This is a genomic window from Mesorhizobium ciceri biovar biserrulae WSM1271, from assembly GCF_000185905.1.
Classification (GTDB): Bacteria; Pseudomonadota; Alphaproteobacteria; order Rhizobiales; family Rhizobiaceae; genus Mesorhizobium; species Mesorhizobium ciceri.
Genome location: NC_014923.1, coordinates 2653032 through 2667549, shown reverse-complemented (window position 1 = coordinate 2667549; position 14518 = coordinate 2653032). Strand labels below are relative to the sequence as shown.

General features: G+C 62.9%; 15 protein-coding genes. 5 read left to right on the top strand and 10 right to left on the bottom strand.

The genetic code is table 11. From position 1 onward, the window contains the following. Positions 1 to 19: 19 nt before the first annotated feature. Positions 20 to 478 (bottom strand): PaaI family thioesterase, encoded by a 459-nt coding sequence (locus MESCI_RS12815; protein ID WP_013530371.1) that lies wholly within the window; start codon positions 476 to 478, stop codon positions 20 to 22. A gap of 140 nt (positions 479 to 618) precedes the next feature. Continuing rightward, the gene (locus MESCI_RS12810) at positions 619 to 1908 is read right to left on the bottom strand and encodes an RsmB/NOP family class I SAM-dependent RNA methyltransferase (RefSeq protein WP_013530369.1); all 1290 of its coding nucleotides are present in this window, start codon (positions 1906 to 1908) and stop codon (positions 619 to 621) included. A gap of 181 nt (positions 1909 to 2089) precedes the next feature. Between MESCI_RS12810 and MESCI_RS12805 the strand changes: the two genes are divergently transcribed. Beyond that, a complete protein-coding gene (locus MESCI_RS12805; RefSeq protein ID WP_013530368.1) occupies positions 2090 to 2767 on the top strand; it encodes an MIP family channel protein in 678 nt (225 codons plus the stop codon). Positions 2768 to 2853: 86 nt separating this feature from the next. Here the strand turns inward: MESCI_RS12805 and MESCI_RS12800 are convergent, their stop codons facing one another. The 4 genes from MESCI_RS12800 to MESCI_RS12785 form a co-directional block, all read right to left on the bottom strand. After that, entirely contained in the window at positions 2854 to 3606 is a 753-nt protein-coding gene (locus tag MESCI_RS12800; protein WP_164745975.1) for an amino acid ABC transporter ATP-binding protein, read from the bottom strand. Positions 3607 to 3656: 50 nt separating this feature from the next. Next, positions 3657 to 4598, bottom strand: a complete 942-nt coding sequence (locus MESCI_RS12795; RefSeq protein WP_013530366.1) for an amino acid ABC transporter permease — start codon at positions 4596 to 4598, stop codon at positions 3657 to 3659. A 143-nt stretch (positions 4599 to 4741) separates the two neighbouring features. Continuing rightward, entirely contained in the window at positions 4742 to 5599 is an 858-nt protein-coding gene (locus MESCI_RS12790) for an ABC transporter substrate-binding protein (RefSeq protein WP_013530365.1), read from the bottom strand. 93 nt (positions 5600 to 5692) lie between these two features. After that, complete coding sequence (locus MESCI_RS12785) at positions 5693 to 6700, bottom strand: isopenicillin N synthase family dioxygenase (protein ID WP_013530364.1); 1008 nt, start codon at positions 6698 to 6700, stop codon at positions 5693 to 5695. A gap of 101 nt (positions 6701 to 6801) precedes the next feature. On the opposite strand from MESCI_RS12785, the gene MESCI_RS12780 reads away from it, so the two are divergent. The 4 genes from MESCI_RS12780 to MESCI_RS32610 all read left to right on the top strand — a co-directional run bounded on the left by MESCI_RS12780 (position 6802) and on the right by MESCI_RS32610 (position 9153). Next, positions 6802 to 7746, top strand: a complete 945-nt coding sequence (locus MESCI_RS12780) for a nucleoside hydrolase (protein ID WP_013530363.1) — start codon at positions 6802 to 6804, stop codon at positions 7744 to 7746. Positions 7747 to 7860: 114 nt separating this feature from the next. Next, a complete protein-coding gene (locus MESCI_RS12775; RefSeq protein ID WP_013530362.1) occupies positions 7861 to 8535 on the top strand; it encodes a TetR/AcrR family transcriptional regulator in 675 nt (224 codons plus the stop codon). 180 nt (positions 8536 to 8715) lie between these two features. After that, positions 8716 to 8883: a helix-turn-helix domain-containing protein gene (locus MESCI_RS32615; RefSeq protein ID WP_224621640.1), complete on the top strand. Its 168-nt coding sequence runs from the start codon at positions 8716 to 8718 to the stop codon at positions 8881 to 8883. A gap of 24 nt (positions 8884 to 8907) precedes the next feature. Next, a complete protein-coding gene (locus tag MESCI_RS32610; protein WP_063170133.1) occupies positions 8908 to 9153 on the top strand; it encodes a LysR substrate-binding domain-containing protein in 246 nt (81 codons plus the stop codon). A 243-nt stretch (positions 9154 to 9396) separates the two neighbouring features. Here MESCI_RS32610 and MESCI_RS12765 read toward each other — a convergent pair whose 3' ends face one another. From MESCI_RS12765 to MESCI_RS12750, 4 genes are all read right to left on the bottom strand, one after another. Further along, on the bottom strand, positions 9397 to 10500 hold the full coding sequence (locus MESCI_RS12765; protein WP_013530361.1) for a calcium:cation antiporter: 1104 nt from the start codon (positions 10498 to 10500) through the stop codon (positions 9397 to 9399). 69 nt (positions 10501 to 10569) lie between these two features. Beyond that, complete coding sequence (locus tag MESCI_RS12760; RefSeq protein ID WP_013530360.1) at positions 10570 to 12342, bottom strand: AMP-binding protein; 1773 nt, start codon at positions 12340 to 12342, stop codon at positions 10570 to 10572. Positions 12343 to 12674: 332 nt separating this feature from the next. Then, positions 12675 to 13373 carry an ATP phosphoribosyltransferase gene (hisG, locus tag MESCI_RS12755; RefSeq protein ID WP_013530359.1) on the bottom strand — a complete coding sequence of 233 codons (699 nt, stop codon included), beginning with the start codon at positions 13371 to 13373 and terminating at the stop codon, positions 12675 to 12677. After that, entirely contained in the window at positions 13370 to 14491 is a 1122-nt protein-coding gene (locus MESCI_RS12750) for an ATP phosphoribosyltransferase regulatory subunit (protein ID WP_013530358.1), read from the bottom strand. The genes hisG and MESCI_RS12750 overlap by 4 nt, the downstream gene beginning before the upstream one ends. Between the last annotated feature and the right edge of the window lie 27 nt (positions 14492 to 14518).

The following is a 14518-nucleotide window of genomic DNA, read 5'->3' as shown; positions in this document are numbered from 1 at the left end:
CCTGCGGCGAACCGGCCACTCACCCTTCTATGCCATCACGCCCGACCACCGTCATCATCGTTCCGGTCATGGTGGCGATCAGCTTGGCCTCGCCGTCGGCGGCAAAGGCGTAGGCCTGGCCGTCGGCAACGATGATGGTGCGGCCTGGCTTGGTCACCGAGCCGCGGAACAGGAAGCGCTCGCCCCTGCCCGGCGCCAGCAGGTTGACCTTGAACTCGATGGTCAGCACGCCGGAATTTTCCGGCATCAGCGAAAAGGCGGCATAGCCGCAGGCCGAGTCCAGCGCCGTCGAAATGACGCCGGCATGGAGGAAGCCGTGCTGTTGGGTGAGTGCCGCCGAATAGGGCATCTCGATCTCGATGATGCCGGGCGTCACCAGCGTCAGTTCGGCGCCGATCGTGGCCATCGCCTTCTGGCGCGCGAAGGAGGTCCTGACGCGATCCTCATAGTCCGGGGCGGGTACGATCTTTGCTGCCATGGCCGCTGCCTTCCTTTATGCGGATAAGCTTATTGCAGAGGCATGGACGGCAGGCAAATGCTTTTGCTGCACTGCACAATCGGCCTGGCCTGCCGGCTGGCGCCACGCATCCGTCAGGAATTGGCGACATTCGATCGGATTCAGGCCGACCTGCGCAATGCACAGAAGTAAAACCCGTCGGTGCCGCTCAGCGCCGGCGACAGCGAGATGTCGCCTTTGGCGCCGATGCGCGCGGCTGCCGGATGGCCGGGAAAACGGCTGTCCCAGAGCTGGCGGTGGTCGACGGGAACAAAGCCGCTGTTACGGTCCCGAAAGGCCGCGATCTGCTCGCCATTCTCCTCATCAAACACCGAGCAGGTGATGTAGACCAGCAGGCCGCCCGGTTTGACATAGGCTTTGGCCGCATCGAGGATCGCCGACTGTTCGCCCTTGCGGGTATCGAGCTGCCTCTGCGTCAGCCGCCATTTGGCGTCGGGGCGGCGCCGCCACGTGCCGCTGCCGGTGCAGGGCGCGTCGACCAGCACGATGTCCATGTGGTTGCCGAGCGGCGCGAGTTCCGTGGGCTTGGTGACCACCTGCACATTGCGGTTTTCCGAACGACGGATGCGGTCGAAGATCGGCGCCAGCCGTGCTTTCTCCGCATCGTGGGCAAAGATCTGGCCACGATTTTCCATCGAAGCCGACAGTGCCAGCGTCTTGCCGCCGGCGCCGGCGCAGAAATCCAGCACCTGCATGCCGGCTTCGGCCCCGGCAAGGGCGGCCGCGATCTGCGAGCCTTCGTCCTGGACCTCGAACCAGCCCTTCTGGAAGGCCGGTTCGGCCTGCACATTCGGGTGCCGGCCATCGCCGTCGATCGGCGGAATGCGGATGCCGTGCGGGGCGATTGCCGCGGGTTTCGCGCCGGTTCCCGTCAGTTCGGCCAGCACCTTGTCGCGGTTGGCCTGCAAGGTGTTGACCCTGAGGTCGAGCGGCGGGCGCGTTGCCAGCGCGGCGCCCTCGTCGGCCCAGCTCGAGCCGAAGGCTCGCTCGAAAAGCGGCGCGCACCAGTCGGGAACATCCGCCCGCACCGCGTCCGGCGCATCGGCGAGCCGACCGTCGGCGATGGCCTGAAGCTCGGCGGCGGTCAGCAGCGGCGGTGCGAACTTGTCACCATCCAGCGCCTCGTTGAGCGACTGGGCCGTCTGCCCCCATTCGAGCAGCAGGGCGCCGAAGCCAATGGCGCGCGGCGTGTCCTGCCCCAGCAGCCAGCCCGCGGAACGCTTGTGGCGCAAGGCGTCATAGACGATGTTGCCGATGGCCGCACGGTCGCCGCCGCCGGCGAAGCGATGCGACAGGCCCCAATCCTTCAGCGCGTCGGCCACCGGCCGGTGGCGCCGGCCGATGTCTTCCAGCACTTCGATGGCCGCAGCCAGCCTTCCGCCCAGTCGCATTGTCTTGTTCCGTCACGCAGAAAATTATTCCGGCCCTGCTCTAGAGCGCGCAACCGGCGCGCACAAGCAGGTCGGCCGGCACAACCGCTCTGCTTTCCAACTTTTCTGGTTGCGAATACTCTTCCGATTGTGATTCGCGGCGCGAAAAGGTGAACCGGCGGATCGACACGAGGAGAGGGCAATGAAGACTTATCTGGCGGAAGTTCTAGGCACATTTCTATTGGTGTTCATCGGTACGGCTTCTGTGGTGACGGGCGGCTTCGGCGGCGCGCTGCCGCTTGGCCAGGAAGGCATCGGTCTGGCGTTCGGCATCGGCCTCATCGCCGCGGCCTATGCGATCGGCCCCATTTCGGGCGCGCATCTCAACCCCGCGGTGACGCTCGGCGTCTTCCTTGCCGGCCGGCTGCCGGCCAAGGACGTCATCCCCTACTGGATCGCGCAGGTCATCGGCGGCGTCCTTGCTTCACTGGCGTTGTGGATCATCGTCTCCGGCCAGGTTGGCGGACACACCACCGGTTTCGGCGCCAATGGCTGGGATGTGACGAAATGGGGTGTCAGTTCGGCCTTCCTGTGGGAAGTGATCGGCACCTTCACCTTCGTCACCGTGATCCTTGGCGTCACGGCCGAAAAGCACTCGACGGCGTTCGCCGGACTGGTCATCGGCCTGACGCTGGCAGGGCTGCACTTCGCCATCATCCCGGTGACCGGCACGTCGCTCAACCCGGCCCGCTCGATCGGTCCGGCGCTGTTTTCGGGAACTGCGGCGATCGGCCAGCTCTGGCTGTTCATCGTGGCACCGTTGATCGGCGGCGCCATTGCCGGCGTCGTCGCCAAGGCGCGCATCTTCGAGAAGGACTGAGCTCTTTGGAAGGCTGAATATGCGAAGGCGCGGGCCATGGCCCGCGCTTTTTTTGTGATCTTCTCTTGGGTGGATTCTCTTTGCCGTCAAAGCACCCGCGACAGGAACTCGCGGGTTCGGGGCGATACCGGATTGGCAATCATCTCGCGCGGAGCGCCGCGTTCGATGATCACACCGCCATCCATGAAAACCAGCTGATCGCCGATCTCGCGGGCGAAGCCTACCTCGTGGGTGACCACGACCATCGTCATGCCGCTTTCGGCCAGATCGCGCATGACCTGCAGCACCTCGCCAACGAGTTCGGGGTCGAGCGCCGATGTCGGCTCATCGAAGAGCAGGACTTTCGGCTTCATCGCCATCGCGCGCGCGATGGCGACACGCTGCTGCTGGCCGCCGGACAGTTCCCTCGGATACCGGTCGACCTTGTCCAGGAGACCGACGCGCCGAAGCAGAATCTCCGCTTCGGCCTTTGCCTCGTCCGGGGGGATGCGCCGAACCTGCGTCGGCGCCTCAATCAAATTCTCCATCACGGTCATGTGGGAGAACAGGTTGAACGACTGAAACAGCATGCCGGTCTCGGCGCGCCGCCGGCAAAGCAGGTCGTCCTTGACCTCGTAGAGCTTGTCGTCCCTAAGGTCGTAGCCGACGAACTGACTGTCGACGAGCAGGATGCCGGCGCTGAGCTTCTCGAGATGGTTGATGCAGCGCAGGAATGTGCTCTTGCCGGAACCCGAAGGGCCGATGATGCAGGCGACCGATCCGACGGGTACGTCGAGATCGACACCCTTGAGAACCTCGAGCGGACCATAGGATTTGCGCACGCCGCGCGCGAAAACCATGGAGTCGGCTGGGACGCCGAAGCGGGCGCGATTTTCGTCCTTCACGTCGCTCATCGGGAAATGCCACGCAGGCTGATGATGTTGCGCAGGAAGCGCATCGTCACGGCATCGCGGCGCGTATCGCTGCGACCGAAATGTCGCTCGAGGAAATGCTGTCCCACCGACATGATGCTGACTACCGCGAGATACCAGAAGGCGACCACGATCAGAAGCGGGATCGTCTCGAAGGTGCGCGCATAGATGCTCTGCGCCGAATAGAACAGGTCGTCGACGGCGATGAATGTCACCAGCGACGTCATCTTCAGGAGGTTAATGGCCTCATTGCCGGTTGGCGGCAGTACGAAGCGCATCGCCTGCGGCAGCGTGATGCGCTTCAGGATCATGCGGTACGGCATGCCAAGCGCGCTCGCCGCCTCAGCCTGGCCCGACGGCACCGACTTGATGCCGGCCCGGATGATCTCGGCCATGTAGCCCGCCTCGCACAGGGAAAGGGCGACGACGGCAGAGAAGAACGGAGTCATGAAATCATTGGTGCGCACGGAAAACAGCGTGCCGACAAAGGGGATGGTCAACGAGACTTCGCGCACCAGCAGCGACAGGTTGAACCAGAAGATCAGCTGTATCAGGGCCGGTACGCCACGGAAAAACCAGACGTACAGACCCGCGAAGGCACGCAGCACCGGGCTTGGCGACACGCGCATGATGGCGATGACCGTGCCGACAACGATCGCCAATATCATGATCACCGCGGTGAGCATCAAGGTGTTGCCAAGGCCGCGCATGACAGAGGGATGCAGGAGGTAACTCACCACCGTAGGCCAGGCAAAGGCAGGGTTGCTGGCGAAGGCCCGGATGATCAGGAATGCCACCAGCAGGGCCAGCGCCGTGCCGACCCAGATGCCGTAGCGGCGCTGCGGCATGACGGTCAGGCGCGAAACCGCCTCGGCGACGCCCGGCTCGATGCGTATCTCGTTTGGGTGGGCCGCGCCCATCGCTGCTTCTCCTGGTCTTGATCCGGAAGCGGCGCCCGGCACGAGACCGGACGCCGACAACCGCTATCGCATCAGCCCCAAATGATTTCGGAAAGCATGATCAAAGTTTTAGAACAAAGTGCGTCCGACTGGACAAAACTTTGTCAGTCGGCGCGCAACGCCTCCATGCTGCCGACGAAATAGGGCTCCTTGATCGCGTAGGCGCCCATGCCGTATTTGTCGAGAATAGCCTTGTAGGTGCCGTTCTTGAACAGCTCGGAGAGTGCGCCCACCATCATATCGGCGGTCTCCTTGTCGTCCTTGGCGATCGCCATGCCGAGCGGCGCGACTTCATAGAGGGTCGGCAGCACCACGAGCTGGCCCTTGCTGGTGACCTCGAAATAGCTCGAGGCGGTCGCATCGTCCATGCGGGCGTCGACGCGGTCGGACAGCACCGCCTGGACGATATCCGTCGACGAGTTGAAGACCGATTTTTCGATGGCTGCCTGGCCCTTGCCGGTGCAATCCGTGCTCAGCTTGTCGACCAGGAAATCCGATGCGCTGCCTGCCGAAACGCCGATCCGCTTGCCGCAGAGCGGGGTGTCGCCGCTGAAACTCGCCTTCTTGTCCGGCGACGTCGAAACAGCCAGGCCGGCCTTCAGGAACATGACGAAATCGACCTGCTTGAGCCGCTCCGGCGTGGCGGAGAAAGTCTCCCAAGCGACCTTGAAACGGCCGGCCGCCAGGCCCGGTATCATCGAGGGGAAAGGTGTGCGCGCCACGTCCAGCTTGGCGCCGACCAGCTTGGCCACCTCACCGGCCAGTTCTATGATAATCCCGGTCTGTTTGCCGTCGGCGTCGAGATACTCGAAAGGCGCATAGTCCAGCGTGTTGGCGACGGTCAGCATGCCGGTCTGCTGAACCTCGGCCGATTTCGTCACCTTGGCGGCGCCTGAAGGTCCGCTCCAGGCTATGGCAAGTGCGGCCAGCGCCAAACCTGCCATCTGTAAATGTGCTCTCATTTTCGTTCCCCTTTTTTGATTACAACGGTTCCTGCAGTCTGCTCTCCAATCAGGGCCTCGCGTCCTCATCGCCGCAGCCAAGCATTGATCCGTCTATGTACCGGCTGCTTCCGCAGCCTTTTTCTTGCGGTAATGGTAGTTCTTGTCGATGCGCTCCATCAGATAGTCGCCGTAGAGCACCGGCTCATATTTCGGCTGGCTACCGGCCGGCACGCAGACCGGCAGCGCCTCGATCGTTTCATCCATGGACGGGTCGAAGAAGAAGGGCTGGGAATAGCGCTCGCGCCCCGACCGGTTGATGACGCGATGCGGCGTCGAGACGAACTGGTCGTTCGACCAGCGCGCCAGGATGTCGCCGACATTCATCACGAAGGAGTCCGGGACCGGAGGCGCGGGAACCCATTCGCCCGCCTTGTTCTTGACTTCCAGGCCGCCGACATTGTCCTGCGCCAGCAGTGTAATGAAGCCGTAATCGGTGTGAGGGGCCGAACCGAATAGCCCCTCCTCATGCGGCTGCGTCGGGTAGTGCAGCAACCGCAGGAAGGTTGTCGGCTGATCGAAATAACGGTCGAGACTGTCGGTCGGAAGTCCAAGCGAAAGAGCGATGGCGCCGACCATTTTGCGGGCCAGTGTGCTCATCTCATCGACATAGCGTTCAATCGTTGGCCTGAAGCCAGCAAGCGTTGCCTCGTCCGGCCACTGGTTGGGACCCTGCAGCGGCTTGTCGGCCAATGTCCTGGGGTCGTCGGCCTCGACCTCGTGCATGAAGAAGATCGATTCGCTCTGGTTCGGCTTGCTTACTGTCGCCACCGACGACGTCACGATCGTCGAGCCGGCAAAGGGCAGGTAGCCGCGGAAATTCCTGTCGATCTTCAGCGCCAGTTTCTGCTCCTCGGGCAGAGCGAAGAAGCGCTTGCTGGCTTCGCGAACCGCTTCGACGTCGGCACGCGGGATCGGATGCCCGACGACATAGAGGAAGCCGATCGTCTCGAGATGGCGGCGCAGTGTCGCCGCCGTCGCGGCGATCGCTTCCTGGTCATCGCCATAGAGCGCCGACACATCGATGATCGGAATTTCGGAAAAGTCGCCGCGTGCGTCCATTCGAACACCTTCTCTTGAACATAAGATACAGTACTGTATTTCTACACATCCAAATCGCCTCAGCAATAGGCTTTCGAGCGCAACGGGAAAAACGCGGCACAATGGCACCACGCAAGATAATCATCGACACCGACCCAGGTCAGGATGACGCGTTCGCGATCCTTTTCGCGCTAGGCTCGCCAGCCGAACTCGAGGTAGTCGGCATCACGACAGTCGGCGGCAACGTGCCGCTTGCCCTAACGTCGAAGAATGCGCTCAAGGTCGTGGAACTTGCCGGACGACCCGATGTGCCGGTCTATGCCGGCTGCCCGGCGCCGATGGTGCGCAAGCTGATCACGGCCGAGTATGTTCACGGCGAAACGGGCCTCGACGGCGCCGATCTGCCCGAACCCGTCACACCGCTGCAGAGCGAGCACGCAGTCAATTACCTGGTGCGCACGATCATGGATGCGCCGGAAGGCGCGTTGACCGTCTGCACGCTCGGGCCGATGACCAACCTGGCCATGGCCATGACCATGGAACCGAAAATCGTCCCTCGGCTGCGCGAAGTCGTGCTGATGGGCGGGGGCTTTTTTCAAGGCGGCAATGCCACGCCTGCCGCGGAGTTCAACATCTTTGTCGATCCGCATGCCGCGCACAAAGTGTTCGACAGCGGCGTCCCGGTGACGATGGCCGGCATCGACTGCACCTACACTGCCCTGATGACGCCTGAATGGCTCGACGCCCTGCGCGCCACCGGCAGTCGCGCGGCGATCGAGGCCGCCAACATGGCCGACTTCTATCGCCAATACGGCACCCACAAATTCGCGACGGCGGCGCGTCCCATCCACGATGCGTGCGTCACCGGTTACCTTCTGGCCCCGGGGATCTACGAGCAGCGCCAGTGCGCCGTGACGGTCGATATCGTCTCGCCCGAAACCATAGGCATGACCGTCGTCGACTGGTGGCACGTCACCGGCCGCCGCAAGAACTGCAATGTCCTGCGCCGGATCGATCCGGCGCCGTTCTTCACGCTGATGCTGGAGCGGATCAGTGCACTGCCCTGAAAATGCGTATCCGGCGATAGACGGTGACACGGAGAATTGCGAAGCAGTCACGGGGCGGTTCGATAGGCGAATCGGCCATGCGCGTTGCGCGCGGCGACGAAGGTCTCGAATTTCATGAACGGGAAAGGCGTGCTGGCGAAAACGAAACGACCGCCTCGACCGGCGGTGCGATCAAAAGCGGCGCGGCAGACGCTCAGCCGTGAGGCCTGGATTGCGGCGGCGCGCAAGGTGCTGGAAAAGCGCGGCATCGGCGAGGTCAAGATCGACCGCCTGGCGCAGCAGTTGAAGGTCACGCGGGGCAGCTTCTATTTCCATTTTGCCAGCCTGGCGGACCTTCGCGGCGGCCTCTTGCAGGAATGGCGAAACAGCAATTGCGCGCCGTTCTGGGCGATGCGCGAGATCCACGACATAGACGGCCTGCAGTTCTTCACCGACATCGTGCATGTCTGGGTGGATGAAGCCCCTTTCAGCCCGCTGCTTGACCTGGCTGTTCGCGATTGGTCACGGACATCGAAAAAGCTCGCTCAGGAAGTCAAGGACATCGACGATCTGCGCATCGCGCTGCTCATCCGGGCGTTCCGCGCCATGGGCTATTCGGAAGACGAGAGCATCGTGCGGGCGCGCATCACCTATTTCCACCAGATCGGCCAGTACGCACTGTCCTTCAAGGAAGACCCGGCCGTGCGCCGCCGCTACCAGCCACTGTTCGGAGAAGTGCTGCTCGGACCGCTCGTTCAAGAACCCGGCACGGCGCCGAAATCGACGGAGATGCGGGCCGATCGTCGTTAGGACCTCTGGCTGGAAACAGTCGTGCCATCTGGAACGGTCGGGCCGCGTTGTGGCGAGGAGCAGCACCTGTCGCAAAATCGCCATAGGCGGCAGTAAACTTCGAAGCCATTGTCCTTCAATCTCCGGAACCGTGCTAGAGAGCGCTACCGATTGAATAGCGCCTGCTGGTTCGAGGTCCCATTGACAAAACGGCTATCGGATTTCGACGTTGGCTTGCTGCTGACACTCGATGCGCTGTTGAAGCACCAGAACGTCACCCATGCGGCGTCGAGATTGAACATTACCCAATCGGCCTTGTCGGCCCGCCTGACGCGGCTGCGTCAATTGCTGAACGACCCTGGCACTTGAGCCCGAACTCGTCCGGCTGCTCGGTTGAGCGATTTCGTGAATACTGCTCATCTGTTCGACCCCGCCACAAGCAAACGTGTCTATCGCATTGCCGCAACGGACAATCCGGCAGCGATCCTGGCTCCGGACCTCATTCCGCGGTTCAAATCCCAAGCTCCCAACGCAAAGGTTGCCTTTACGGTGCCCGACAAGCCGAGGATCGTCGAGCACCTGGAGCAGGGCGACATCGATCTCTTCATCGGAGCCGCGGAAGACGTTCGAGTGGCCTGATCAGGCAGAAACTGTTCGAAGAGGAATTCGTCACCGCCCAGGGGCACGGCCATCCGCGCGGCAAGGGACCGATCACCCTGGACGAATTCTGTGCCCTCGACCATCTGCTCATTTCGACGATGCAGCGCCATGGCGGCGTGGACGCCCCACCGATGTTGGATGCCAATCGGGGTTTACAGCCGACGTCGGCCATTGCCCAGCCGCAGCGCGAGCCAGCCCTCAAGCGCCAACCTGAGCCAGAGTTCATGGTACAAATATAAGAAATATGTATGTAAGAAATACCACGATATGGACCGCGCCCGTCAAGAATGTTGTTCTTTCAGTACTAAAGCTCACATTGCATATGAAGAGCGCTAAAATCAAAAGCACTGTGTCAGTCGCTGGAAGTCCCAGGGTTAACCCTCTGCCCGTCAGCAGGCTGGCGGCTGCGACCGCCGGTATTGTCAAACCGATTGTGGCGCAAGCGGAACCCATCGCGACATTCAAACCGCGTTGCAGCTCATTGTTGAGTGAAGCGCGAACCGCCGAAATGGCCTCCGGCATCAACACCAGCCCGGCGATCATTGCCCCCACAATGCTGTCAGCCTGGGTCACCTGGTAGGCAACGAGCGTATCTTCGACGCTTGCCGCGACCTGCTCGGCGAGCATGACAATGCCGATCAGGCCGGCCATCAGCAACAGAGCGCTGGCAAAGACGCTTTCGTGCGGAGCAGTCCGCAGCGAAACGCCGTGGGCCTGCCCTTCGACAAAGTCTTCCCGGTGGCGGACGGTCTGCGCGAACACGAAGCTTGCATAAAGCAGCACCGAAAGCACGCTCACAAAGCCAAGTTGAGCTGCCGAAAATGTACCCGGCCCCGTAGCTTGTGTGTAGGTCGGCAGAATAAGCGTCATGATGGTCAGCGCGATCAGAACCGCCAAATATGCGCTGGTCCCTTGTCGAACAATTGCCTGCTTGCGATGGCGCCAGCCGCCAAGCGCAAGACACGTGCCGACGACGCCGGTAGATGCAATCATCACCGTTGAAAAGACGGACTCACGTGCAAGCGTAGGGTTGTTCTCACCATGCAGCATCATGGAAACGATGATCGACACCTCGATTGCCGTCACGGCAAAAGTCAGCACCAATGTGCCGTAGGGCTCTCCTACACGCCGAGCCACCGCCTCGGCGTGGTCGAGCACCACGAAAATGGTGGTGAACATGATCGCACTCGAAAGCGCTCCGACGAGTATCCTGACGCCCAGCGAACCTTCGTCCGCCGACAGCCCGCCTGCCCTGACGGCGACAGCCATCACCAAGGCGGCCAGCGGCATCGCATATGAAGTCACCGAACGTCCGAAACCGCTCATGCAAGCCCCTGCGCGCTGCTGCGAACCGTGGCTGCATTCGCGCACCGACAGATCGAAGCGTTCACCCGTTCACGCCGTCTTCTGCGCCACCAAGCCCAGCTCCTCCACCATCGCCTCGCGCATCAAGAACTTCTGCGGCTTGCCGGTCACCGTCATCGGCAATTCGGTGCGGAAGCGGATGTGGCGGGGGATCTTGTAATGGGCGATCTGGCCGGCGCAGAAGTTTCTGACCTCCTGCTCGGTGGCGATCTGGCCGGGCTTGAGCACGATCCAGGCGCACAGCTCCTCGCCATATTTGGCGTCGGGAATGCCGAACACCTGCACCTCCTTGACCTTTGGATGGCGGTAGAGGAATTCCTCGACCTCCCTGGGATAGACGTTCTCGCCGCCGCGGATGACCATGTCCTTGACCCGGCCGACGATGTTGCAATAGCCCTCGGCGTCGATGGTGGCGAGGTCGCCGGTGTGCATCCAGCCGTCGGCGTCGATCGCCTCGCGGGTCTTGTCGTCGTCGTCCCAGTAACCCTTCATCACCGAATAGCCGCGCGTGCAAAGCTCGCCCGGTACGCCGACCGCAACTGTAGCGCCATCGGCATCGACCGCCTTGACCTCGACATGGGGGTGGATGCGCCCGACGGTCGAGACGCGCTTTTCCAGGGGGTCGTCGACGCCGCTCTGGAACGACACCGGGCTGGTCTCGGTCATGCCGTAGGCGATGGTCACCTGTTCCATATGCATCAGCGACACCACCTTTTTCATCACCTCGATCGGGCATGGCGAACCGGCCATGATGCCGGTGCGCAGGCTGGAGAGATCGAAGGCGGAAAAATCCGGATGATCCAGCAGAGCAACGAACATGGTCGGTACGCCATAGAGCCCGGTGCAGCGTTCCTGAGCCACAGCCTTCAGCGTGGCGCCGGCGTCGAACCCTTCTCCCGGGAAAACCATGGTGGCGCCTTTCGAGACGCAACCCATCGTGCCCATCGACATGCCGAAGCAGTGGTAGAGCGGCACCGGTATGCAGAGCCGGTCGTCGGCGGTCAGCTTGATCGCCGAAGTGACGAAATTGCCGTTGTTGACGATGTTGCCGTGGGTCAGCGTCGCGCCCTTGGGGGCTCCCGTGGTGCCTGAGGTGAACTGGATGTTGATGGCTTCGCCCGGCTTCAGCTTCTCCGAGATGCGGTCGAGGCTGTCATGCTCGTCACGCCCGGCCATGGCCAGCACATCACCGAAATTGAACATGCCGGGCGAGTTCTCGTCACCCATGCGTATGACGATCTTCAACGCCGGCAGTTTTTGTGCCTTGAGCTTGCCCGGCGTGGCCTTGGCAATCTCGGGTGCCAGCGTCTCGATCATGCCGAGATAATCTGACGTCTTGAACCTGGCAGCGGTGACCAGCGCCTTGCAGCCGACCTTGTTCAGCGCATAGTCGAGCTCGGTCAACCGGTAGGCCGGGTTGATGTTGACCAGGATCAGGCCGATGCGGGCGGTGGCGAACTGCGTCACCAGCCATTCCCAGCGGTTGGGCGACCAGATGCCGACGCGATCGCCTTTTGCCAGGCCCAGTGCCAGGAAGCCGGCGGCCAGCGCATCCACCGTGTCCGAAAGTTCACTCCAGGTGAAGCGCTTGTCCTGGTCGACGAAGACGGCGGCGTCGAGCGTGCCGTATTTGCTGACCGTGTCGGAAAACAGCGCGGGGATGGTCTTGTCGAGCAGCGGCACGCTGCGTTCGCCAGAGACATGCGCCCTACCATCGACGGGTGCGACGAAGACACCGCCCGCTCGCGCTCCGCGTCCGCGCAGATTGCTGGCATTCTTCAGCTCGTCGAGATTGACCGGCATCGCTCTCTCCTCCCGGGATTGGCCGAGCCTATCAGCCTGAGGGGGTGGTGAAAATCCCGCCGATAGTCGTGGCAGGGCAACGATCCGTCCCACGACGCTTCGGGGCCTCCGTTGGTTGATGAACATCAAACGCAAAAACCCGCCTGGGCGGCGGTCACTGGCGCAAATCAGCACCATGGGCAAAAATGTAGCGTAGCTGCCCTCACCAGTCAAGGAAATAATTCCTATACAGGAAAACCCCGGCGCAAGGCTACCGACACCGCGGGACGGCCGCCGTCAGGGTTTTCAAGCAGGGTTCGGAGCCCTGAGGGGCAGCGGGCGAAGGCCCGCCGCTATCCGACCGCAGCCGCCATCTTCGCCGCGATGTCGCGCAGGACCGCTTCATCGGCCGCCGCCCGTGTCTTCCTGGACGCCACGAGACAAGCCTGCGAGCGCAGGACGAGGCCATCGCCCAGCACCTTGAGATGATTGGCGCGCAGCGTCGAGCCGGTGGTTGTGATGTCGACGATGACATCGGCCAGACCCGCCGCCGGCGCACCTTCGGTGGCCCCCAGGCTCTCGACGATGCGGTAGACCTGGATGCCATGCTTCTGCGAGAAGAATTGCTGGGTCAGCCGCCAGTATTTGGTGGCGATGCGCAACCGCCGGCCATGGCGCTGGCGGAAATCGGCAGCGACGTCGTCGAGGTCGGCCATGCTGTCGACGTCGAGCCAGATGTCCGGCACGGCAACCACCACATCGGCATTGCCGAAGCCGAGACGGGCGACGATTTCGGCGCGGCTCTCCCAGTCGGAGAGGTTTTCACGCACCAGGTCCTCGCCGGTGATGCCGAGATCGACTGCGCCCTGGCCGATCTCGCCTGATATCTCGGAAGCCGACAGGAACACCACTTCGACATCGTCCAGGCCCTCGACGCGGGCGTGGTATTTGCGCTCGTCGCCGGGCAGGCTGACGGCTAACCCGGCTTTGGCCAGCACGTCCAGCGCCTGCTCTTTCAGGCGGCCTTTGGATGGGATCGCCAGCGTGATCATGGCGCCGTCTCCCGCAACGCCTCGATGCGGTCGAGCCAGACCGAAAAGCCGACGCCGGGGATAGGCGTCTTGGCGCCAAGCAAGGTCAGCAGCCGGTCATAGCGGCCGCCGCCGACCAGCGGCCGGTCGCCATTGTCGGCCGCGATTTCGAAAACCAGGCCGGTGTAGTAGTCGAGCGGGCGGCCGAAGGCGGCGTCGTAGCGGATTTTATCGGCCGGCAAGCCATGCGCTTCGATCGCCTTGGCGCGGGCAGCGAACTTTTCCAGCGCGACATCGAGCGACAGACCGGCGCCGGTGGCGAAGGTCTCCAGCGCCTCGGCCGCGCGATCTAGCGGAACGTCGATCGCCAGAAAATCCTTCAGCGCGGAAAACGCCTCGCTCGACAGCCGAACGCTGCGCAATTCGGCTTTCTCGATCAGCCGCCGGGCAATGTCGGATGGCGAGCGTCCGGCGGACGCCGACAGGCCGGCCTCTTCCATGCCGCTGGCGATATGGGCGGAAAGACCGTCCAGATCACCGTCGAGGACCAGAGCGGCGACCGGACCTGAGAGCTGGCTGTTGCGCGGCGGGTTGGCGAGATCGGCGAGTGCCGCCTCAAGCATCGGCGCCGAGCCGAACGCGCGGGCAAGACGCATGCGCCAGCCGCGCGGCAGGCCAAGGGCGGCCAGCACCGCCTCGAAAATGGTCTGGTCGCCAAGCGTGATCGCCAATGCCTGGCCAGGCAGCACCAGCGACAGCAGCGCATGCGCGTCGGCCACCGAGCGGGCATCCGCTTGCGCGGTATCGCGGTCGCCGAGATCCTCGATGCCGGCCTGGAAGAACTCGTTGCCGCCTTCGCGGCGCTGGCGAAACACCTCGCCCAGATAGGAATAACGGCGCGGCGTGCCGGCCTGCGAGCTGATGTGGTCGAGACAGACCGGGATGGTGAATTCCGGCCGCAGGCACAATGTCTGGCCGGTCTCGCTTTCGGTCAGGAAAATCCGGCGGCGCAGATCCTCGCCGGCCATGTCGAGGAACGGGTCGGCGGGTTGTAGTATGGCGACCTCGACCGCATGCGTGTTGCGCGTGGCGAAAAGGTTGGTGATGTCGGTGGAGATGGCGGGGGTGCGGGAGGTCAACTTGCTGACCTCAGTGCTGCACGACCC